Here is a 21,195-nt window from a genome sequence, read left to right as displayed (position 1 = left end):
GCGGCCCTGCGGCGCAATCGTATCGCCGCGCCGCGCGACGGCCCGGGTAACGATTCCGACAGAACGGATTCGTAGCAGCGGTCATGCGCCCGCGGAGGGGTCGCCGCCCCGTGGGCGGTAGACGATCTTCTTGATGGCATGGACGCTCAGCCCGTGCCGGTCCGCCAAGTCCGCGATCGACGCGCCCTCGGAGCGCTCCTCGCGGATCAGCCGGTTCCTCCTCTCGAGCTCGTCCCTGTATCCGCTCGCCTCGCCCCACCTCCTCTTGCTGCCCTCGTCCCTCGGGACGTATAGGCAGCCTCCCGGAACGAGCTTCTGAAGCTCCCTGACCAGCGGCTCCGGGAGCACCTCGCGTGCGTTCACGTATCTCACGAGGCCGCCCTCTCGCCGGCGCCCGTCCCGGGCCTCGCCCCGCGGGCGTACCGTCGCAGGTACGCCGCGCCCACAGCGCATGGCAGCACCGGGGAGAGAGCCTGCGCGGCAAGGACGCCCGGGTAGCCGAGGGCGGGCACGAGAAGGACGGCGAGCCCCACGCGGACCACCACGGCGTCGAGCAGGGCGTTCGCCGCCGCGAGCCTCGGCGCGCCCGTCGCCTGGGCGAAGGAGTCGAGCGAGTACATGGCGGCGTAGGCGAGGCTGTTGGCGGAGCAGCAGGCGCGCAGGTAGAGCACGCCCGCGGCCTTCGCGTCCGGGTCGTCGGCGAAGAGCCCGATGACCTGTGGGGCAGACGCTTGGACGAGAAGGACCACGAGCGCCGTGGCCCCCACCGAGACGGCGAGGCCGGCCTGGGCGTAGGCGAGCGCGCGCCGCCGGTCGCCGGCCCCCTCGCAGCGCGCCGCGGCGGCTGACACCGCCTGTCCCGCCGACCACACGGGCATCCCCGCGAGCGTGTTCGCCTTGGTAGCCGCCCCCGCGCCGGCGACGACCGCGGTGCCGAAGGCGTTGGTCATGGAGGTGATCGCGAGGTACGAGAGGTTCACGACGACCTGCTGGAAGGCCGCCGGCGCGGCGACGCGGGCGAGCGCCGCGAGGTCTCGGGCGCGGGGGCGCGCCGGAAGCGCCGAGCCGCGCCTCCCGGCGAGCACCGCCAGGGAGAGCGCCGCGGCGAGCGAGGAGGCCGCCGTCGAGGACCACGCCGTGCCGGCGACGCCGAGCGCGGGCACGAGCGCGACGCCGCCCGTGCAGTTCACCGCGGCGACGGCGACGGCGAGCCACATCGGGGTGCGGGCGTCGCCGCGGGCGCGCATGACGGCGCCGGCCGCGGAGAGCAGGAACGCTCCGGGCAGCCCCGCCGCCCAGACCCGCGTGTACGCCGCTGCGTCCGCGAGCGCGTCGGCCGGCACCCCGAGCGCGCCGTAGAGCGGGCCGGTGAGGAGCGCGCAGGGCAGCGCGACGGCGGCAGAGAGCGCGAGCGCCGCGAGGAGCGCCGCCCCCTCCGCACGGGAGGCGCCGCGGGGGTCGCCCGCCCCGACGCGGCGCGAGACGAGCACCGTGGCGCCCACGGAAAGGCCGAGCGAGAGCGAGTTGGCGACGAAGCCGACCATCGTGGCGTTGGCGAGCGCGGCGAGCCCCCGCTCCCCGACGAACGCCCCCACGACGAGCATGTCCACGACCTGGTCGGCGGACTGCAGGAGGTTGGCGCCGAGCGCCGGCAGCGCGAAGCGCGCGAGGTTCGCGGCCGGGCGGCCGCGGAGGAAGTCTATTTCCCTCATTGGGTTTTCCTTTGCACGATCGAGACGAAAAGGGCCGCGGCAGCGAAGCCGCGGCCCCTGGGCTCGAACCGTGCACGCGCGAACACATCGGCCAGCGGAGACTGGTCGTCAGCGTGCGCAGGTTGTACCGTCAGCTCCTCGCGACTTCCTGCCAAGCATCACGGGGAGCGGTTCCAATCTGGAACTCGCCGATCTCGAGGTACAAGGGAGATTCCCTCCATCAGTGGGACACGCGTGCATTCTACCCTCACGCCCAGCTGATGACAACGGGGCGCCGGCGGGGCGGCGCGGTGAAACGTAATCGCGCAACCACAGTATTCAGATGTGCGCTCGATTCTAGATGGGAACGGTTCGGTCTGCGCGCCTGCAGCAAAATGAAATGGCCAAATCATGCGAAAGGACAAGTATGAACATTCCAACTCGACAGGCGCTTCCACCCGAAAGCTACCTAATCCTTCTTGGCGCGTCACTCTGCGTCTTCAACTCTAACAACGCCTTCGTCATCGAGAACATCCTCAGAACAGACAGGTCAACCTTGGCCTGGCACGACCTCATCGACCTCGAGTCCGGTCAGTTAAAGCCCCACGTCGCACGCACCATCACGAAGGAGTCTGGCGACAGCGCCGTAGCGGACCTCTTCAACGAGGTCGTCTCCATGCGAAACCGTATCATCCACAGCTTCCAGATAACCGCAGAGGATAGCACGCAGATGCTCGCCACCAAGGTCAAAAAGACGCACGAGCAGTTCCGCATCACAGAGGACTATCTCGTGTCGTTCCTCGAGAAGAACGAACGGCTTTCGAGCCTGCTGCACGAATACAGGGGATTCTAGCCTTGTAGCGAGCCCCAGCTTTCACGGCGGGCGGAATACCGCTTCGGGCCGCGGGCCAAAAACAGGAGTCGCGCTCGCTTTCCGCCCGCCGTGTCCCACGGGACAATAAAGGCGAGCTCAGGAAGGCAGAAGCGGCGCGCCGCCGGGTAACGGAAGATTGGAGCCGATATGGTCACGCTCGACATGGCCGAGAAGATCCGCGGGCGCTCGCCTCCCGTGCGGGGTGAGGGAGCGGAGCACCCGCGGCGCCCGCGGTATGATTGGCTGGTGGAAGGGGCCGTCCGTGGGGATTAATCGGCGGGACGGCCCCTCCCGACCGCCGGCCGCGCGTGCGCTTCGTCGACGGTCGGGAGGGGGCTCGGGAGAGCCCCCTCCCACCGGGACTCTTCATCCCGTTTGAAATGTTGCCTGCGCCGCCCGGAAAAAGAGCCGCCCTGAAAACCACCCGTTGGGAGACTCGCTCGCCTATGTTGCTCAGCCCTCTGGCGCCAGGCGGTCGGCGAGCTTGCGGAACGAGTCCTCCGACAGGCAGTGCTCCATGCGGCAGGCCTCCGCCGAGGCGGTCTTCGCGTCCACGCCGGACTCGACGAGCAGCCGCTCGAAGAAGCGGTGCCGCTCGAGCGTCGCCGACGCGGCGCGCTCGCCCTCCTCGGTGAGGAGCACGTCGCGCCCGGACATCCGGACGAGGCCGGCCGCGGCGAGGTTCGAGAGCGCCTTCGTCACGCTCGGCTTGGAGCGCCCGAGGCGCCCGGCGATGTCAACGTTGCGGCACGACCCGCGCAGGCGGCGGATCACGAGGATGGCCTCGAGGTAGTCTTCTCCCGACTCATGAAGCATCGATCGCCTCCCCGCTCACGCCGGCGACGGTCTCCTCGCCTATGCGCCAGCCCTCCGCGCGGCTGCGAATCTCGACGAAGCGGCGATACGTCCCTTCCTGACCGAGTAGCTCCTCGTGCGTGCCGCGCTGCACGATTCTGCCGCCCTCGACGACGAGGATCTGGTCGGCATGCTCGATGGTCGCGAGCCTGTGCGCGATGACGACCACCGTCTTCCCCCGCGTGAGCTCGGAGAGAGCCTCCTGTATGAGGGACTCGTTCTCTGGGTCGATGCTCGCCGTCGCCTCGTCGAGGATGACGATCGGGGCGTCCTTGAGCAGCGCCCTGGCGATGGAGATGCGCTGCTTTTGGCCACCGGAGAGGGCGCTTCCGGCCTCGCCCACCAAGGTTTCGTAGCCATCCGGAAGCTCGCGGACGAACTCGTCGACCCGCGCCCTGCGCGCCGCCTCGACGACCTCTTCGCGCGTGGCGCCCGGGCGCCCGAAGCGAATGTTGTTCTCGATGGTGTCGTTGAACAGGTAGACGTTCTGGAACACCGCCGAGAAGTTCCTCAGAAGGCTGTCGCAGGTCAGCTCTCGCACGTCATGCCCCCCGACGAGGACCGAGCCCTCGTCGACATCCCAGAAGCGCATCATGAGGTTGGCGATCGTTGTCTTGCCCGATCCGCTCGGGCCCACGATGGCGCACGTCGTCTTCTCCGGAATGTCGCACGACACGTCCGACAGTACCTTCGCGCCCGATTCGCGACCGTACGAGAACGATACGCCTCGCAGCTCGATACCGTGCTCAGTAAGGGGGACGTCTCGGCCGTCGGAATCGATGTAGGGGGCGTTCTCTATGGCGTCGATACGGTTCATGATGTCATCGAGATCGCCGAGCATGTGGGCGGAATCGTTCACGCGCTCGACGCCGGAGAACACGGTGAACGAGAATGCGCAGAGGGCAAGGAGCATCCAGAGCTCGATGTCGCCGTTCGCATATCCCCACACGGCAGACGCCACGACGCCGACGCTCGCCAACTTGAACGCAATGAGGTGGACGAGATTGCGAGGCGTGAAGCCGAACTCGATCGCGATGCGCGCCTCCTTCAGCCTCCTTATCGTTGCCAGGATGGGTCGCATCGCGGCCCCTCCATGGCCGTACGACTTCGCCGTTCCGAGCCCCCGGACGTACTCGACGATATCCCCGGCGAGCTGTTCGGTCTCCGTATGCGCCCTCGGCGTCAGGCGCTTCGAGACCCTATTCACCGCCGTGAGCGCGAGGCAGGATACGACGGTGCCGGCGAGGGCGGCAAATCCGGCCATCGGCTCGAGGATGAAGAGGAACGCCACAACTGCGGCAAGGTTTACGTAGCCGTTGATCACTGCGTCGACCATCTTCATGCCCTGAAGCTCCAAGATGCCCAGTTCCGTGGTCGCCGTCGCCAGTATGTCGCCCGTCTTGACCTCGTCGAAATAGCCGAGTGGGACGCGCTTCAAGACGTTGCCAATCTTGATGCGATCCTCAGGCGCCACCTCGTATCCGATTGACTCCTGCAACCGGTTCTTCCCGTATGTCAGGATGAAGCGCAAGCCTATGCAGGCGATGAGCGCCAGAAGCGACCACCAGACCCACGACGGGTCGAGCTCCTGGGTGCCGCGCGCATCCTCCGCGACGCAGGCGAGCAGCCAGGCCGCGAGCATCACGGGCGCGGCCGTTGCCCACGTCATGAAGAACGAGCAGACGCAGCCAAGGATGAGTCTTTTCTTGTGAGGGCCGGTCCAGCGGACGATTCTCATGAGAGCCTTGATCATCGGGAGCCCCCTTTCTGGCCACTCGATCCAGCCGCCCAGTCCCTCGCCCCGATGTGCGCCCTCCACATGCGCCCGTAGAGCGGGCATTTTGCGAGAAGGTCGTCATGGGTCCCTTGGTCGACGATCGAGCCCTTGTCGATAACGACGATGTTGTCCGCAGCCGTGATCGTCGAGAGCCGATGGGCTATGACCACAAGCGTCTTTCCGGCCGAGAGTCTCGCGATAGAGCGCTGGATCTTGTCCTCGTTCTCTGGGTCGGTGAACGCGGTGGCCTCGTCGAGGAGGACGATCGGCGCGTCTTTGAGGATCGCGCGGGCTATCGAGATGCGCTGGCGCTCCCCGCCGGAAAGGGCGCCGCCGGCCGCACCGGCTTGTGTGTCATAGCCTTGCGGGAGCTTCGACACGAACTCGTCGCAGCAAGCGGCCCTGGCGGCCTCGGCGACCTCCTCGTCCGTCGCCTGCGGCCGGCCGAGACGGATGTTCTCCCGGATCGTGGCATCGAAGAGGTAGTTGTCCTGGGCGACGAAGCTCACGAGTTCGGACAGCTGGTCGAGGGGCATCTCGCGGACGTCCACGCCGCCAACGGAGACCGATCCGCCGCACACGTCCCAATGGCGCGCGACAAGGCGGGCGATGGTCGACTTGCCCGAGCCGGAAGGGCCCACCAGAGCGGTGAACGAGCCCTGCGGAATCGCGAGGGACACCCCATGGAGGACATCGTCGCCCTCGTCGTAGGCGAACCTCACATCCTTCATCTCGATCGACGCGTCGAGCGGCAGCGCCCGCTCGGCGGGATCGGAGAGCTCGGGCAGGTCGAGGAACTCTCTCGTGTCCGCGACGGCGTACTCCATGGACTTCATCTCGTTGACGAACGAGGTGAACCTCATGATCGGGTCAACGACGGCAAGCGCCAAAATCACGCACATCGCGAATTGCGACGGGCCGAGCGCTCCCGCGAAGTACATCCAGAGTCCGACGGGCAGCACGCCCAGGAGCGTCGTCGGCATGATGCTTGCCATGAGGTTCATGCCGACCCACGTCGAGCGGAACCATCCCATCGTGTAGTCCTTGAAGCTTCGCACCGCATCCGCGTACTTCCGATACGAGTCGCTCGCCTGGTTGAACGCCTTGACCACCTGGATGCCCTCGATGTACTCGACGATCACGCTGTTCACGTGGTTGCTCTCGGCCATGTACGCCGCGTACCTGGCGTTGAACTCCTTCAGGCTCGACGCGAATATGCCAAGCCCTATGGGCACGGACACGAGGCAGGCAGCCGCCATGCGCCAGTCGATGGCCACGAGCCACGCCGCGAGCCCCAGGGCGAGGAGCGTCGACCCGGAAAGCTCGGGAATCATATGGGCGAGCGGGACCTCGATCCCCTCGATCCTGTCGAGGAAGACGTTCTTTATCTGACCGATGCTCTTCCCCTGCACGGTGCCGAGCGACGCCCTCATCAGCTTTTCGATGAAGTCCCGGCGTAGCGTCTCAAGGATGGTGTAGGCGGAGACGTGGGACAGGAGCGTCGAAATGCCGAAGAGCGCCTTGCTTGCGACATACGATCCCGCGGCCAGGCAGAGCCAGGGGGCTGCGATCTCGAACGTGAGCCGCCCCTCCATGGCCGCCTCTACGATGCGGAACACCGCATAGAAGGGAACGAATCCCGTCCCGACGCTCGCTATCGACGCGGCGAGCGATAGCGCCATCTTTCCTTTGCATCTCCCGGAGTACGAGAGGAGCGTCCCCAGCCAGGAACGCCCCCCTTCGCCCCTGTGCCTGCCGGTTCCAGCCATAGCATCACATCCCCGTCCTGCCCGTATGACCGGGCAATAGAAGTTAACTAAGGCTTATTATTGGGCAGAGCGGGAGGGGGTTCAGCTCCATCTGGGCGACGCTCGCCCAGATGGTCGGAAACGGCGGCGCCTACCGCAATGAGCGGCGATAGCCGGCGGGAGAGACGCCCCACGCTGACTTGAAGGCGGCGGAGAACTTGGACGGGCTGTCGTAGCCTACCGCGGCCCCGATGTCTGCCACCTTCATCTCGGACTCCCTGAGGAGTTGAGCCGCGAGATCCATCTTGAGGCGCCGAAAGTACGCGGCGGGGGAGGACCCGTACACACCCTTGAAGCACGCCTTGAACGTCGTGAGCGGCATGTGCGCGAGGCTTGCCGCCTCCTCGACGGTCACCGTCGAGGATAGGTCGCGCGCGATGCTGTCCCTCACTTGCTTGACCCGAGCAACCTGCGATTTCGGGAAGTACGCCATGCCGTTTGCCGGGAGCGGGTCGAGCACGTGGAGCAGCAGCAGGAGCTCGAGCGCCTTGATCTGGCAGTAGCTCTTCCGGATTCTTTCCGGGGTCACGCTGAGCTCCGAGAATATGTGCGCGGCTCCTTCGCAGCGGTGGAGCAGGAACGGGGTCCCGTCGAGGCAGTATCTGCGACGAAGCCTGCGCAGGTCGACGGGAAACCCCTCGAACGCCCGGAGGATCGACCTCTGGGCGCGCTCGACCTCGTAGGTGACCGTGACGCCTCGGTATCTTCCCGTGGGAAGCAGGAACTCCCCGGAATGGTTCGACCTGTCGTCGACCTTGATGTCCCCGGCTGCGACGTAGGCGCACGACCCGCCCGCCATGGGCTGCTCGAGGCGCCCCTCCTCGCACCAGTCGACGCAAAGGACCTCTGCCGAGGTGGAGAACCCTGAGACGCAGCGCTCCATATGGAAGTCGTTGAACGAGATCATTATCCCGGGAAGCGGCTCGACGAGCGACATCGAGCCGGCACCCGACTCGGTCTCGATCTCGAGCAGGCCCGAGTCCCCATTGATGTCGATCCGAACCTCGCCCTCGATGGCGCGCTCCGGCGCATCCCCGAGCACCCTCGCAGGCAGCAGCCCCCTGCTAGAAAAAATGTCCGACGGAATGTCCACGATCCACCTCCTCACACCATCCTACCCGGCGCGCGTGAGCTCCAGCGCGCTGTCGCAGCAGCGGTTCAGGAATTCTCGGTCGTGGGTGACGAGGACTACGGTCGCCCCCTTAGCCGACAGGTCGCGCACCAGGCTCGCCACCTGCTTCATGTGGTCGAGGTCAAGCCCGCTCGTGGGCTCGTCCAGAAGGATCAGCCTTCTCCCAGAAAGGAGCGCGCACGCCACGGCGAGGCGCTGCTTCTGCCCACCGGACAGGGCCATGGGGTGCACGTCCCGCGCACCGAGAAGGTCAAGCGAGGCAAGCGTCGCCTCTGCCCTCTCCTTGGCTTCCCCCTCCTCTCTGCCGCCCAGCGAGAGCATGCACTCGTTCCAGACGCTGTCGCTGAAGAGCTGGTTGTTGACGTCCTGCATCACGAGCGAGACGAGACGCCTCCGAGCGCGGCGCGCGACCTGCTTCCCTCCGACGAGGACGCGGCCCGCGTCCTTGCGCTCGAGGCCGGCGATCCCCCGGAGCAGCGTGCTCTTCCCCGTGCCGTTCTCGCCCAGGACGCCCAGCACACCGCCGGCAGGAACCGTCACGCTCAGCGGAGCGAACACCGCCCCGTCCCCCCGAACCACGGTGTAGTCGTCCAGCGCGAGGCCAGCCTCCGTCCGGTTGTCCATCGCCGCGCGCGGCACGCACACGTCGAGAGCGTCACCCGCGCCGACGGCGCGGAGCCCCATCCCCTCCCGCTCCTCCGAGGAGAGCCCGAGGAGCTCTTCCGGCGAGAACTCGCGGACTATGCGGCCTTTCTCGACGAGAATGGCGCGGTCGATGAGGTCCGAGGCGAAATAAAGCCGGTGCTCGGCGATGATGACAGTCCCGCCCTCCGCGATGACGGAGCGCGCCTCGTCATGCAGCCTCTGCACGGCGGTCGTGTCGAGGTTCGCGGTGGGCTCGTCGAGCACGTACACGTCGGGCCTCGCCACGTCGACGGAGGCGAAGACGAGGCTCTGGCGCTCTCCGCCGCTCATCTCGGTGACGTTGCGCCCCAGCAGCCTGCGGGCGTCCAGGGCTTCCACGGTGGTTCTTATCCGTGCCTCGATCTCCGATACGGGAATCCCGCGCGACTCGAGCCCGAAAGCGAGCTCGTCGTTGGACGTGAGGTTGAAGAACTGGCTCTTCGGGTTCTGGAACACGCTCCCGACGCGTTCGGCGAGCTCGTACATCTCGCAGCGACCGGGATCGAGCCCGCAGACGGAGACCGAGCCGGTCATCTCGATGCCCGGCTCGAACGACGGGATCAGGCCGTTGATGCATTTCGTGATGGTCGTCTTGCCCGATCCCGAGCGTCCGACGAGCATCAGACATTCGCCCCTTCGGACCTCGAGGTCGATTCCGTCCAGAATCTTCCTGCCCCCTGCTGCCTCGCAGGAGACGTTCTCGAGCCTCACGACGGGCTCGCCGAGCGGTCTTCGGGGCGCATGCGAAACCCTCTCCATCAGACAGCACCTCCCCACAAGGCAACCGCGGCCACCGCCGCCGCTGCCGCCGAGAGGATCGCCCAGTCCGACGCGCGCATGGAAAGCCTCTCCGTGTCCGTGGACGGGGTCGGGTTTTCAATCCCCCGGCACGTCGCGGCGCGAGAGAGCTCCTCGGCCGTGGAGGTCGCTGACATGACGAGGGGCACCGCGAAGCATTCGAGGCGACTTGCCGCCGGGATGTCGCGGAGCGCCATGGCGTCCCGGATGTGAGCCGCCTCCTCCTTAAGCGTTGGGAAGTAGCGCATCGTGACGGTCAGGGGGATGAGGACCGTCTGGGGCACGCGCAGCTTCGCGAGGGCCGAGGCGATGCGGTGGACGGTGTTGTCCCTCACGAGCAGGGTGCCCACCATGAGGCAGAGGTAGATCTTGCGCGCGAACGTGAGGCTGATGGTGAACATCGTCGCCGCCACCCCGCCGACGCCGGGAAGCACGACGTTGAGCACCGCCCACAGCGCGGCATACAGGACCGCGAAGCCGACCGCCATGCGAACATGGCCGCAGAGCGCCTGCAGGACGGAGGCCGTGAGGACGAGCAGGAGCTCGGATTCGATGGATTTGCCCATGAAGGCCGTTACCGACACGGCGACGAGCACCCCCATGAGCGTGCGCGGGTCTGGATCTATGAGACCCTTCCCCTTGCGAACACCAAGGATGCGACGGGCATCAGTTTCGGACGTCCGCATTACGCCAGGCCAGCTTTCACGAAGTGCTTCTTGAACATCCCGCGGGCGATGTAGGCGCCGATGAGCCCCGCGACGAAAGTCGCTGCGAACATGGCAACGAGCATGCCCGGGTTTGCCGCCGTCTCGAGCGTCGTGAGGTAATCGGCCCCCATGCCCTGCCCGGCGATCTGCGCGACGAACGAGTCGTGGAAGGCCCACAGGGGCAGCGGGCTTCCGCACATGCCGAAACCGAACACGGCGTAGGCGACGGCGTTGCCCGCGAAGCTCTCATAGCGCGTCGCGGCACGGATGATCTCGGCGACGACGCACGAAGCGAGCATGAGGCCGAGAATGAGGGGCGTGAACATCCCGGTGATGAAGTAGATGAGCGAGGGAACCATTCCGATGATGAGGACGGTCCCGAACTTCGGCACCTTCGCGCAGGCGAGCATGAACGGGATGCCGGCGAACAGGGCGTCGATGGCGGGCATGAACACCCATAGATAGGGGTGCAGGCCGCTGAGCAGCATGAAAAGGAAGTTGATGACGAAGTAGAGCGCGGTGAAGATGCCGACGGTGATGAGGTCGCGGCCTTTGAGGCCGCGGGAGGCAGAATGGGTTTCTGACATGGCTCGCTCCTTTGTTAGAGTAGGTTTACTCTCTGCGAGTATGATGCGCTTCTCGGCTACCCTCTAGCCCATTTGGTCAGGTATGTCCCGTTTGGTCAAGAAAAGATAGAGTTAACTAACTTTTGGAAGGCTGTGGTCGCAGCGAGAGCTTTGGCAAGATCCACTGTACGCTCCAGTACGGCGCCCCGTTCCTGAGTTTCGGCGCGCCACCGACTCCGCAGCCCCCCGGAGCAGCCGGGCAGGGACCCAACCGACAACCCCCCCCCACGGACACCGGTCCGCCGTGACATAAAGGGGGCCCCACCGAGGCAGCTTCGCCTCGACGGGGCTCCCTGCCATGACAAGCTGTCATGGCCGCAGCCTACTCGCCTCCCTCCTCCCTCCGGTCCGCGTTGCCCGCCGCCACGCAGCATGCGTAGGCGACGAGCGTGACCGTCGAGGAGACGACCGCGGTGACGGCGCAGGCGATCACGGTCTCCATCGCTTGCCTCCCTTCGCGCTGGCCTTGGCGCCGAGCCGGAATCCGGGAGCGGCCGGGGCCGCCTTGGCGCGGCGGCGGGAGCCGAGCGCGATGGCGCCGCCGACGCAGGCGGCGGCCCCGGCGGCGCACGCGGCGGGCACGGCCCAGGACCAGTCGCCCGTCTGGGGCAGGCCGCCGGGCGACGTCCCCGGGGCGGTCCCCGGCAGGGTCTCGTCGGCCATGGTCACGGCCTGGGCGTCGGCCGTCCCCTCCACGGTGAAGGGGACGTCCTCGGCGAGCGCGTACCCCTCGGGAGCCTCGGTCTCGCGGAGGAGGTAGTCGCCCGGGGCGAGCGCCTCGATGAGGTGGGGCTCGCCGTCGGAGACCCACTCCTCGACGACCTCCCCCTCGGCGTCCACGACCTGCATGGTCGCGCCCGCGAGCGGCTCGCCCGTGGCCGCGTCGACCTTCCCGGCCTCCACCCTGGTGGGCTCGTCGACCATCTCGACCTGCGTCACGGGGACGCCCTCGGCGACCTCGAATCTCACGTCGGAGGCGACGAGGTAGCCCTCGGGCGCCGCCTCCTCGTGGAGCGTGTAGGTGCCCGGGAGCAGCGTGAGCTCGTGGGGCTCCTCGCCGGAGACCCACTCCTCCACGAGCTCGCCGTCCGAGTCGTACACGCGCAGCGTCGCGCCGGGCAGCTCGTCCTCGCCCGTCACCGACTTCTTCGAGACCACGGTGCGGGGCAGGTCGTCGTTCGTGAGCGTGCCCAGGCCCACGGTGACGGCGTCGCGGTAGACCCTCACCTCGATGGGGCCGAGGAGCTCCTTGCCCTCGTTCGCCGAGCAGGGGAGCTCGGTAAGCTCGTAGGTGTCGTAGGGCAGCGCCCCCTTGGAGTCGTCGGGCTCCGACGTCCCGAACCACACGCCGGCCGAGGCGTCCCAGGAGCCGTCGGCCGCCTGGTCGTTGGCGTTGGTCGACGCGGTGTGCGGGTTCCACGAGGCCGCCGTGCTGGCGTACCCGTTGGCGTCGGTCACGACGACGTGGGACTCCCCGGTGGTCGCGCTGGTGATGCGGAACGGCACGCCCGCCATGCGGGAGAGGTCGCCGTCGGAGACCTTCACGAGCTCGAGGTCGCCGCGCTTGACCTGGTTGGCCACCGCGCGCTCCCCGGTGAGCTCGACGACCTCGCCGTCCTTCTCGATGGAGAACGGGAGCTCGGCGTCGGTGCCGAGGTAGCCCTCGGGCGCCTCGACCTCGCGCACGAGGTAGTCGCCGTAGGGCAGGGCGTCGGGCTCGGACTCCGCGGCCCCGCCCTCGGTCTCGAGCGTGAGCGCTACCTCCCCGGGCGCGACCTCCTCCCCGCCCACGAGCACGGGGTTCGCGGACGCGTTCACGACCTCGAAGACCGCGCCGTCCACCGACGCCCCGCCCTGGGGCGCGTTCTCGCCGGTCTCGAGGTCGTTCTTCTCAATCCGCACCCCGCCGCGGGCGACGTCCTCGGCGAAGTCGGCCTCGTTGGAGACCTCCACGGTCGCGTTATCCTCGGACGACACCTTGAGCAGGAACTCCTCGCCGGAGGCGAGGTAGCCCTCCGGGGCCTTCCGCTCCGTCACGAGCAGGACGCCGAGCGGCACGCCCGGCACCTCGGTCCCGTCGGCCGCCGCCATGGAGGAGACCTCAGCGCGGCCGTCCTCGCCGGTGACCGCCACGGCGCTCATGTCGGGTTTCAGCCCCTCGAGGTCCCCCGGGCCGTCCACCGCGCCGGGGTCCACGGCGTAGTGCTCGACGAGGAGCTCCGCGCCGGCGAGCGAGGCGCCGCCCTGGGGCGAGCCCTCCCCGGTCTCGGAGTCGTGCTTGCGCACCTCGACGGAGGCTGCCATGAGCGGCGCCTCGGGGTCGGGGGTCACGAGGACCTCGCGGCTCTCGTCCCACGTGCCGCTCCCGAGCTCGACCGTGTAGGTGCCCGGGTCGAGCGAGAAGCCCTCGGGCGCCTTGGTCTCCCTCACCGTGTAGGTGCCGCTGGGCAGGTCGCCCGTGGGGCCGGCCGCGCCCGCCTCGTCGGTGACGAGCGTGGCCACCTGCGAGCCGGCGTCGTCGTAGACCGCGTACTCCGCGCCGGCGAGGCTGTAGCTCGGGTTGCCTTCCGTGGCGGCGGGCAGCGCGGAGGACTTCTGGAGCCGGATCCGCCCCGCGTCCTCGAGCCCGCGGTACACGTCGAAGCTCGCGTAGACCTTGCCGTGGCCGCCGTTCACGCCCCACACCTCGTCGAAGCGCTTCTGGCAGGTGCCGTAGTACTCGCTCCAAGCGTGGTAGATCGTCTGGTCCTCCCCCGCGATCGCCGAGTGGACGGTCGAGCCGGAGGCGTTGTAGAACACGATGATGTCGCCGGGGCGCACCGTGCCGGCGTCGAACGCCGCGTTGTAGCCCTCGGCCGAGTCGCCGTGGAAGACCCACGAGTCCTCGACGTACGACTTGATCGCCGAGACGCCGCAGTAGCCGGGCGAGCCGCCGGGCCACTCGGTCCCGTAGACGTGGACCATCACCCAGCCGACGAACCCCGAGCAGTCCCACCCCGAGTCGTCCTTGCCGCCCCACACGTAGGGCGTGCCCAGGTACGACTCGATCTTCGGCTTCGCCTCCTCCCAGCTGACCTGGGAGACCGCGGGCACCTGCTCCGCCGCCTGCGCTCGGAGCGGCGAGACGAGCGCCTGCGCCAGCATCGCGAGGGCGAGCGCCGCCACAAGCGCCGCTCGTACAGCCCGATCCGGGACGCCGATTTCCTTCTCAACCATTTCGCCCCCTATCTCGTCTGGGTTCCGCGCGCGGGCGGGGCCGTCCTGGCGGCGCCGGCGGCGGCGCGCGCGGCCTCGGCACGGCCGCCCAGCCCGTCGGCCTCCCTCATCCGCTCGACGTACGCGCGCCTTGCGGCGATGAGGGCGTCCTTCACCTGCTCGGGCATGACCTTTACGAGGTCCCGTTCGGGCCTGCCGTCCGCGCCGAGGACGGGGTTGCCCTCCTCGTCGAGCACCGACTTTCTGAGCCAGAGCTCGCGGTCCGCGATGAGGGGGATGTCCCTCCAGTGCTCCCCCCGGTACTTCGACGGGTTGACGAAGAGCGGGCTGAACTCGTAGCCCCCTACGTCGACCCCGTCGACGATCGTGCCGGCGGGGAGCCTGACCTGGTTGAAGGTCCGCTCCTCACCGGTCGCCCGGTCGGTGTACGCGATGTTCTCCCTCACGAAGTTCTCGTGGAGGGAGAGGTAGACGGTCTTTCTCGAGGCCGTCCCGGTGGATTCCTCCATGTGTGCATCTCCTTAGCGGTCGGATTCGGATTTCCTTTCTGCGGGCCTCGCGGCGGGCCTCGGCTAAGCGCGCCCACGCCCGTCACCCGCCCACGATGTCGCGGGCCCAGGCCCCGCTCTTCACGAGCGCGAGGATGAGCAGCACGCACATGGCGAGGTACTGGAGGGCGTAGGAGAGGCCGCCCACCACCGAGTCGACGGGCGTGCCGGTCCCGGCGAAGGCGGCGTTGAGGCCGCCGAGCACGATGGGGAACGACACCAGGACGACCAGGATGATGAGGCCCGCCAGGCACACCGCGGCGAAGTTGCGCAGGTACCCGACGCCCACCTGGCGACCCTCCTCGAGGGCCATCACCGAGAGCGGTATCGGCGCCGCGGCTGCCATGACGTAGATCTGCAGGGCGCGCGCCCACGACACCACGAGCGCGACGACGTAGGCGGCGATGACGACGACCCAGCTCACGAGCGCGACGACCACCATGGCGAGGAGCGACGCGACGTCGTCCTCCGTGGTCACGATGCTCACCTCGGAGAGGTCGAGCGAGCCGCCCGCGCCGAACAGGTCCGTGACGCGGCGGATCGCGAGCCTGACCACCTCGTAGACCGAGCCCATGAGGTCGAAGCTGTTGCGCACGAGGAACAGGAACACCGCGAAGAACACGAGCAGGAACACCACCTCGCGCACGCCCGGGACGCGGGCGTCGCCCTCCATGCGCTGGGAGATGTGTATGAGCTGCACCGTGAACGACAGCGACAGCACGCCGCACCCTATGGGGAGTATCGCCGCCTCCCAGACGCCCCGCGCGACGTCGTACATGGTGACGTCGCCCGCCGTGCCCAGCATGGAGTCGAAGGCGCTCGAGAGCACCCCGTCGTAGCCGATCCCCGACAGCACGTCCACCTGCGCGGAGAAGATCCAGTTGCACAGGTCGCGCAGGAGGCCGCAGAGCCACGAGTTGATGTCGCCCGCGATGTCCGCGTAGGCGGGCCTCGGCAGGAGGAGGCAGAGGGCGAGCGCGAGGACCCCGGCCGCCAGGGCGCCCCTCCGGCGGGCACGGGCAGCCGGCGCCCTCACCCGATACCCCACACGGAGAAGGCCGACCCGTCGTAGGAGACCGTCACCTCGGTCGCCGCGGGGTCGCTGCAGGTGAAGGTCGCCGTGACCTGTCCGCTCGCGTAGTCGATGTACGCCTCTCTGTCGAACGACGCCCCGGTTGCGCCCGGCGCGTTCCCGCGCGCCCATTCCGCCACCGCGGCCTCGAGGGCGCTCCGGTCTCCGCCCACGAGCTCGACGAACCCGGGGTCGAGCTCGGAGAGCGCGAACCCTTGCGCGGGGTCCTCCGTGAAGGGGGATCCGTCCAGGGCGTCGCAGTCGAGCCTGCGGGAGCCCTCCTCCCCCTCGAGGATGAAGGAGGCGTCGGCCCAGGCTCCCCCGAGGAACACCCTTGCGGAGAGAACCGTGGCGTTTTGCGCCTCGTACTCGCCGAGGACCTCGTAGGGCACGTCGGACGTCCCGGAGGGGGATTCGATTCGCACGGACGACTCCCCGAAGGTCAAGGACGCCTCGCCCGACCCTGAGGACCAGCTCGTCCCCGCGAGGGGCCCCGCGCCCTCCGACTCGGCGCCCTCCTCGCCGGGGTCCGTCGACTCCTCCCCCGCCACCTCGTGGGCGGGCTCCTCCCCTCGGAACGCGCAGCGCGCGACACCGGATCCAAGGGCGATCGCGAGCGCGCCGACGGCGATGGCCGCGACGACCCTGTTCCCCCTTCTCATGTTCCTCTCCTCTCTCATCGGTACCTGACGGCGCAGGTGAAGTAGCTGATACCGGTCGCCTCGCGGACCACGTCTCCCGGCTTGGGCGCGTGGATGTAGGAGTCCCCTCCCGTGTAGATGGCCACGTGACCGGGGCGCCACAGGATGTCGCCCGGGACGGCGGACGAGAGGGGCACAACCTCCCCGCCCGCCATCTGCGCGTTTGCCGTGCGGGGTATCGAGATGCCCGCCTGCGCGTAGCACCACTGCGTGAGCCCCGAGCAGTCCAGGCCGACTCCCGGGGTCGTCCCTCCCCACACGTAGGGGACCCCGAGCTGCGTGCGCGCCGCCGCGACGATCGACCCCGCCCCGAGGCCGCCGTCCTCGAGGTCAACCACGGTCATCCCGTCAAGCGCGCGCAGGCCCCACTGGTCCATGGCCGCCTTGAGCTTCTCGACGTACGCCGAGTCGGTGGCGTACCCGGCGTCCTTCAGCCCCTCGGCCATGAGGTCGGAGTCCCTCTCCGCGATGGCCTCCCGGATGATCGCGTTCCCCGCGTACCGCTCGTTCTGCAGGAGCACGCGCGAGCGGAACACGATGCAGTCGCGATGGCTCCTGAACCTCGTGAACCGCGCCGTCGTCTGGACGCTCTCGCCGGAGACCTCCTCGGTCGTCCCCCACTCGGAGCTGCCCTTGACCTCGGGGCAGCCGGCGAACGAGACCGACCACTTGATGCCGAACAGGTTGTTGTCCTGCTCGGCGAGGCCGGAGAGGTGGTCCCCGACGCCCGACTCGCAGATGATCTGAGCGATGGTGCACCCGGCGGGGTGCCCGTACTCCTCCTGGCACTCGAGCGCGGCCTCCACCATCTCGTAGGTGATGTAGGGCGGCAGGCCCTCGAGGGACCTTTTGGAGTCCTCGTTCGTCCAGAACCCGAAGATGGCCGAGACGAGTTGCGAGACGGCGAGCACGACGAGGACGAACGCGAGGACCGTCCCCGCCGCCCAGGCGACGGGGGCCGCGGCCGGGGCGAGGGCCGCGACGAGCTTCGCCCCGGCTCCCTTCGCCGCTCCGGACCCGGCCGCGCGGACGGCGCCCCCTTCGGCCGCGGCGGCCTTCGCCTTGAGCGCCGCGGCGGCCTTCCGCTGCCCCCTGGCGGGGGCGCGCGTGAAGGCGCCGGCCCCCCGACGACCCCCTGCCGCCGACGGCGCGCCCCTGCGGGGGCCGCCGGGCCGGGCCGCGCGCGCCGTGGCGCGCGGTCGGCGGGACCTTGAGCGGTACGCTCGGTCCGCGGCGGAGAGGGCGCGGTCCCTCGCGGCCCGGTCCGTCTCCCGCTCGTCGGTCGCGTACGCGGGAGATGCAGCCGAGACGGCGCCCGCGGAGGAGAGGGCGGAGAGCTTCACCCGGCGGCGGAGGTCGGTGCGCGCCTGCGCGCCCCCGTCGCCCCGCCGGCCCCGCCGCGGGCCCCGGCGACGGGGGCGCGGCCGGGGCCGAGCCCGGCCCGCACGGTCGGCGGACCCCCGGACGATGCCCGCGCGGTTCGCGTCGGTCCGTCCCGCCCGCGCGACGTCGGAGGCCTCCACCCGCCGCCGGGCGCCGCCCGCCGCGCTCATCGGCCCCCCGTCAGCGCGGCCCGCTTCCTCTCGGCGACCTCGGCGGGCTTCGTGTTGAACAGGTCGTAGAGCATGCCCCTGGGGAAGTCGTCCTTGATGGGTACGCGCACCGCCCCGGCGATGAGCAGCCCCTCCCCAGGCTTCACGGACTCGTCGATGAGGGCCTCCTCCTGCTCCGATAGGTCCAGGAGCTCTGCCCACTTCCTCCGGTCGACGGGCGACTGCTTGTGGAGCAGGACGAAGTCGGAGTTGAGCACGAGGTTGCGCGCCTCCTCGTGCTCGAGCATGTAGACGGAGTTCTGGGTCATGCCCGTGCAGATGAGGTTGAACTTGCGCCCCTCCGCCCAGAAGCGGGAGAAGTACTCGATGACGGCGGGGCTCGAGAAGAGGGACTGGACCTCGTCTATGTAGAGCCACGTGGTCACGCCGCGCTCGAAGTTGCGGTACATGAGGTTTCTTGCCGCCTCGAGCGCGCACAGCATCCCGAAGGTGCGCATGCTGCCGCCGAGCTCCCTCAGGTCGACGCTCGTCACGCGCGCCGAGAGGTCGGCGTCGCTCTGGCCGTCCAGGAACGACATCGCGCCCGTCACGTAGCGCTCGAACCTCAGGGCCATGTCCCGCGCCTCGGGCTCCGGCTGCGCCGCGAGCTCCCGCTGGAAGTCCCCGAGCGTGGGCGTGGCGCCGCGGGCGCGGGCGTAGGACGCCTCGACGCAGCGCGCGATGATCGACCTGTCCGCCTCGGTCAGCCCCTCCGCGCCCTCCGCCATCGTCGCGGACGCCATGGCGGTCACGGCGTCTATCTTCGACGCCATGCGCGCGGCGGGCGCGAGGTGGCCCACGTCCGACATGTCGAACGGGTTGATGCGGGAGCGCGAGCCGGGGGCGAGGCGGACCACGCGCCCGCCGTTCGCCTCAACCAGCAGCGAGTACTCGCCCGCGGGGTCGAAGACGAGCACCTGGTCCTCGGGATGGGCGAGCACCGTGTTCTCGATCTCGCGCTTCACCGAGAACGACTTGCCGCTGCCGGGCTTGCCTGCGACGTAGCCCATGGGGCTCGCGAGCCTCTTGCGGTCGCAGAGCACGAGGTTGCCGGAGTGCTTGTTCTGCCCGTAGTACCCGCCGCCCTCGTCGAAGAGCTCCTGGGTGGCGAACGGGATCTGGACCGCGACCTGAGCCGTCGTCAGCATCCTCGTGGGCCCAACGTGGTCGTTGCCGAGGGGGAGCGCGGTGTTGAGGCCCTGGAGCTGTCGGTACGACAGGGGCTCGAGGTCGATGGAGTTGCGCCGGGCCGTCGAGGCGACCTGGACGGCCCGGTCCTCGAGCTCCTCCCGCGTGCGCGCGTACACGACGACGACCCCCGTGTACCGGTAGAGCCTCTGGTTCTTGTTCTGGAGGTGGTCGAGGAGGTCGGCCGCCTCGTCCTTGCTGTACTTCAGCTCCGAGGGCAGGATCTCGTAGTCGTAGCCCTTCTTCACCGCGCGCATCTGCTCGTCGATGATCTCCTTGTCCATCCACGCGATGCGCTGCTTCACGTAGGCGACCGCGCGCGCCTTGTCGATGGGCGCCGCGTGGATGGAGAGGGCGAGCGGGACCGGCAGGTCCACCACGTCCGCTATGCAGCGGTCGGTGAGCTCGCTCCCGAACCTCCGCATGAGAAGGGCCTGGGCCCAGACCCCGTCGATGAGCATGCACGAGGCGGAGCCCGAGGGCTTGAGGTCGATCGAGGCGGGGGCGATGACGTCCTTCGTGCAGAGCCCCGTCTGAGGGGCGACCATCCCCCACTCGAAGGGGACGCGCCGCCCGGGGCGAAGCAGGGAGGACACCGCGGCGAGCCGCTCGGCCCCGTCCATCTGCCGCGCCTCGCAGCGTATCCGGGCGAGCGTCTGCTGCGCGTCGCCCCGCATGCGCGCGAGCTTGGGCGCGGCCTCGGCGGCCGAGGCCGCGGGGGCGCTGAAGGTGAGGGTCCTGGTCCGGACGAGGTTCGAGACGCCCTCGCGCATCTTGTCGTTGAGGATGCGGTTGTACTCCCGGACGAGCGGCGACGCCGCTCCCCCGGGGTCGCGGAAGAACTCGCGGCTGCCCACCTCGTCCGCCGGCAGGGGGACGTTGGCAATCGTGAGCTCGACCGACGAGCCGGCGCCGAAGTAGTCCCAGAGCTGGCAGTAGGCCGAGAACATCGCACGCTGCGTCTCCTCGCGCGCCGACTGGTAGCCGACGTCCGAGAGGACGAGGCTCATCGAGAAGATCCCCGGTTCCACCTCGCACAGCCCGTCGGGGAACATCGCCTCGTACCCGATCGCCGTGCGGGTGTCGCGCGCGGCGGCCCGGATGCGGCGCCGCTCCTCGGAGCTCTCCGCGAGCTCCCTCTCGCGGCGCCTCAGGCGCCGCTCCATGGACCCCTTCGCGGAGCCCCTACCGGCGTCGCGCGCCGCGTGAGCCCCTCGGGGCCTTCTCATAGCCACGGGCCTCCGCCCCCTTCCTCTTCATCCTCTTCCTGTACGCCCTGTCCTCCGGGACCGGGCTAAATCCCCCTGGGATGCTCGGAGGGCGGTAGGTCACCGGCCCCTCAGCAAGGGCCCACCTCGCCCAGAGCGGCACGAAGCGCTCGGGGGCCATGCCGCACGGCCGCCAGAACCCCATGAGCCAGAACGGCACGGAGCAGGCGACCACGGGGAGCGACGCGTCGGAGGGGGCGACGCCCGCGGCGAGGTTCAGCGCCGCCGCGACGGCGACCGACGCGCCGAGGCCGAGCGCGACGCACGCCAGCGTCCTCGCGCTCAGCTTCCCGACGATCTTTTCCTGGTATTCGGAGATGTCCTTGTGGACCGCGACGCTCAGCACCGGGGCGCCTCACGCGGGGAGCCAGCTCGTGTCGAGCATCCCGAAGTAGACCGCCGCCGCGATGATGATCGCGCCGCCCGCGATGGTGGATATGGCGCTCGCAATCTGGGAGCCTCCCTGCTGCTCCCGTATCGCGAGCCCGAGCGACACCGCGCCCCACACGACCAGGAAGCCCCCGAGGAAGGTGACGCACCCGGAAACGAGTCCGATGATTTCTTGGAGCATCCGGCTCCTCCCCTCCCGCGGGGTCCGGGGCCCCGCGTGATAGAATCCGGTCGAGCGCCCCGGCGCTCCTTAGCGAACGCGCGGCCG

18 protein-coding genes are annotated in these 21,195 nt (G+C 69.0%); 1 reads left to right on the top strand and 17 read right to left on the bottom strand.

Going from position 1 to position 21,195, the window contains the following annotated elements:
• Positions 1–81 precede the first annotated feature (81 nt).
• Positions 82–372, bottom strand: a complete 291-nt coding sequence (locus B5G20_RS00875) for a CD3324 family protein (RefSeq protein ID WP_087354032.1) — start codon at positions 370–372, stop codon at positions 82–84.
• Entirely contained in the window at positions 369–1,712 is a 1,344-nt protein-coding gene (locus B5G20_RS00870) for an MATE family efflux transporter (protein ID WP_087354030.1), read from the bottom strand. The genes B5G20_RS00875 and B5G20_RS00870 overlap by 4 nt, the downstream gene beginning before the upstream one ends.
• 535 nt (positions 1,713–2,247) lie before the next feature.
• Here B5G20_RS00870 and B5G20_RS00865 point away from each other — a divergent pair.
• Complete coding sequence (locus B5G20_RS00865) at positions 2,248–2,544, top strand: hypothetical protein (RefSeq protein WP_204207610.1); 297 nt, start codon at positions 2,248–2,250, stop codon at positions 2,542–2,544.
• A gap of 474 nt (positions 2,545–3,018) precedes the next feature.
• Here the strand turns inward: B5G20_RS00865 and B5G20_RS00860 are convergent, their stop codons facing one another.
• From B5G20_RS00860 to B5G20_RS00790, 15 genes are all read right to left on the bottom strand, one after another.
• Positions 3,019–3,381, bottom strand: a complete 363-nt coding sequence (locus B5G20_RS00860) for a metal-dependent transcriptional regulator (RefSeq protein WP_087354025.1) — start codon at positions 3,379–3,381, stop codon at positions 3,019–3,021.
• Positions 3,371–5,173, bottom strand: a complete 1,803-nt coding sequence (locus B5G20_RS00855; RefSeq protein ID WP_087354023.1) for an ABC transporter ATP-binding protein — start codon at positions 5,171–5,173, stop codon at positions 3,371–3,373. The genes B5G20_RS00860 and B5G20_RS00855 overlap by 11 nt, the downstream gene beginning before the upstream one ends.
• Entirely contained in the window at positions 5,170–6,966 is a 1,797-nt protein-coding gene (locus tag B5G20_RS00850; RefSeq protein WP_204207609.1) for an ABC transporter ATP-binding protein, read from the bottom strand. Before B5G20_RS00850 ends, B5G20_RS00855 begins: the two co-directional genes overlap by 4 nt.
• 130 nt (positions 6,967–7,096) lie before the next feature.
• The gene (locus B5G20_RS00845; RefSeq protein ID WP_087354017.1) at positions 7,097–8,098 is read right to left on the bottom strand and encodes an AraC family transcriptional regulator; all 1,002 of its coding nucleotides are present in this window, start codon (positions 8,096–8,098) and stop codon (positions 7,097–7,099) included.
• Between the two features lie 21 nt (positions 8,099–8,119).
• Positions 8,120–9,580, bottom strand: coding sequence for an ABC transporter ATP-binding protein (locus B5G20_RS00840; protein WP_087354014.1), 1,461 nt, complete (start codon positions 9,578–9,580; stop codon positions 8,120–8,122).
• Positions 9,580–10,221 carry an energy-coupling factor transporter transmembrane component T gene (locus B5G20_RS00835; RefSeq protein WP_239286809.1) on the bottom strand — a complete coding sequence of 214 codons (642 nt, stop codon included), beginning with the start codon at positions 10,219–10,221 and terminating at the stop codon, positions 9,580–9,582. The genes B5G20_RS00840 and B5G20_RS00835 overlap by 1 nt, the downstream gene beginning before the upstream one ends.
• An 83-nt stretch (positions 10,222–10,304) precedes the next feature.
• The gene (locus B5G20_RS00830) at positions 10,305–10,913 is read right to left on the bottom strand and encodes an MptD family putative ECF transporter S component (RefSeq protein WP_087354007.1); all 609 of its coding nucleotides are present in this window, start codon (positions 10,911–10,913) and stop codon (positions 10,305–10,307) included.
• A gap of 468 nt (positions 10,914–11,381) precedes the next feature.
• Positions 11,382–14,168 carry a SpaA isopeptide-forming pilin-related protein gene (locus tag B5G20_RS10255; RefSeq protein WP_087354004.1) on the bottom strand — a complete coding sequence of 929 codons (2,787 nt, stop codon included), beginning with the start codon at positions 14,166–14,168 and terminating at the stop codon, positions 11,382–11,384.
• A gap of 8 nt (positions 14,169–14,176) precedes the next feature.
• A complete protein-coding gene (locus B5G20_RS00820; RefSeq protein ID WP_087354002.1) occupies positions 14,177–14,677 on the bottom strand; it encodes a DNA gyrase in 501 nt (166 codons plus the stop codon).
• Between the two features lie 82 nt (positions 14,678–14,759).
• A complete protein-coding gene (locus B5G20_RS00815) occupies positions 14,760–15,764 on the bottom strand; it encodes a conjugal transfer protein TrbL (protein ID WP_239286808.1) in 1,005 nt (334 codons plus the stop codon).
• Positions 15,749–16,450: a hypothetical protein gene (locus B5G20_RS00810; RefSeq protein ID WP_087353999.1), complete on the bottom strand. Its 702-nt coding sequence runs from the start codon at positions 16,448–16,450 to the stop codon at positions 15,749–15,751. The genes B5G20_RS00815 and B5G20_RS00810 overlap by 16 nt, the downstream gene beginning before the upstream one ends.
• Before the next feature lie 14 nt (positions 16,451–16,464).
• Complete coding sequence (locus B5G20_RS00805; RefSeq protein ID WP_204207608.1) at positions 16,465–17,832, bottom strand: glucosaminidase domain-containing protein; 1,368 nt, start codon at positions 17,830–17,832, stop codon at positions 16,465–16,467.
• 206 nt (positions 17,833–18,038) lie between these two features.
• Positions 18,039–20,435 carry a DUF87 domain-containing protein gene (locus tag B5G20_RS00800; RefSeq protein ID WP_204207607.1) on the bottom strand — a complete coding sequence of 799 codons (2,397 nt, stop codon included), beginning with the start codon at positions 20,433–20,435 and terminating at the stop codon, positions 18,039–18,041.
• Between the two features lie 19 nt (positions 20,436–20,454).
• On the bottom strand, positions 20,455–20,883 hold the full coding sequence (locus B5G20_RS00795; RefSeq protein ID WP_087353992.1) for a PrgI family protein: 429 nt from the start codon (positions 20,881–20,883) through the stop codon (positions 20,455–20,457).
• Between the two features lie 9 nt (positions 20,884–20,892).
• Positions 20,893–21,108 (bottom strand): hypothetical protein, encoded by a 216-nt coding sequence (locus B5G20_RS00790; protein ID WP_087353989.1) that lies wholly within the window; start codon positions 21,106–21,108, stop codon positions 20,893–20,895.
• Positions 21,109–21,195 lie beyond the last annotated feature (87 nt).

Source organism: Collinsella sp. An7 (genome assembly GCF_002159335.1).
Taxonomy (GTDB): domain Bacteria; phylum Actinomycetota; class Coriobacteriia; order Coriobacteriales; family Coriobacteriaceae; genus Coprousia.
The sequence above is the reverse complement of the archived record's forward strand: the minus strand, read 5'-3'. Positions and strand labels throughout refer to the sequence as shown.

Excerpts from the sequence above, each read along its gene's own strand:
- B5G20_RS00850 (WP_204207609.1), bottom strand. The coding sequence starts at position 6,966 with ATGGCTGGAACCGGCAGGCACAGGGGCGAAGGGGGGCGTTCCTGGCTG.
- B5G20_RS00835 (WP_239286809.1), bottom strand. The coding sequence starts at position 10,221 with ATGGGGGTGCTCGTCGCCGTGTCGGTAACGGCCTTCATGGGCAAATCC.
- B5G20_RS00800 (WP_204207607.1), bottom strand. The coding sequence starts at position 20,435 with ATGGAGCGGCGCCTGAGGCGCCGCGAGAGGGAGCTCGCGGAGAGCTCC.
- B5G20_RS00860 (WP_087354025.1), bottom strand. The coding sequence starts at position 3,381 with ATGCTTCATGAGTCGGGAGAAGACTACCTCGAGGCCATCCTCGTGATC.
- B5G20_RS00790 (WP_087353989.1), bottom strand. The coding sequence starts at position 21,108 with ATGCTCCAAGAAATCATCGGACTCGTTTCCGGGTGCGTCACCTTCCTC.
- B5G20_RS00840 (WP_087354014.1), bottom strand. The coding sequence starts at position 9,580 with ATGGAGAGGGTTTCGCATGCGCCCCGAAGACCGCTCGGCGAGCCCGTC.
- B5G20_RS00820 (WP_087354002.1), bottom strand. The coding sequence starts at position 14,677 with ATGGAGGAATCCACCGGGACGGCCTCGAGAAAGACCGTCTACCTCTCC.
- B5G20_RS00855 (WP_087354023.1), bottom strand. The coding sequence starts at position 5,173 with ATGATCAAGGCTCTCATGAGAATCGTCCGCTGGACCGGCCCTCACAAG.
- B5G20_RS00830 (WP_087354007.1), bottom strand. The coding sequence starts at position 10,913 with ATGTCAGAAACCCATTCTGCCTCCCGCGGCCTCAAAGGCCGCGACCTC.
- B5G20_RS00810 (WP_087353999.1), bottom strand. The coding sequence starts at position 16,450 with ATGAGAAGGGGGAACAGGGTCGTCGCGGCCATCGCCGTCGGCGCGCTC.
- B5G20_RS10255 (WP_087354004.1), bottom strand. The coding sequence starts at position 14,168 with ATGGTTGAGAAGGAAATCGGCGTCCCGGATCGGGCTGTACGAGCGGCG.
- B5G20_RS00870 (WP_087354030.1), bottom strand. The coding sequence starts at position 1,712 with ATGAGGGAAATAGACTTCCTCCGCGGCCGCCCGGCCGCGAACCTCGCG.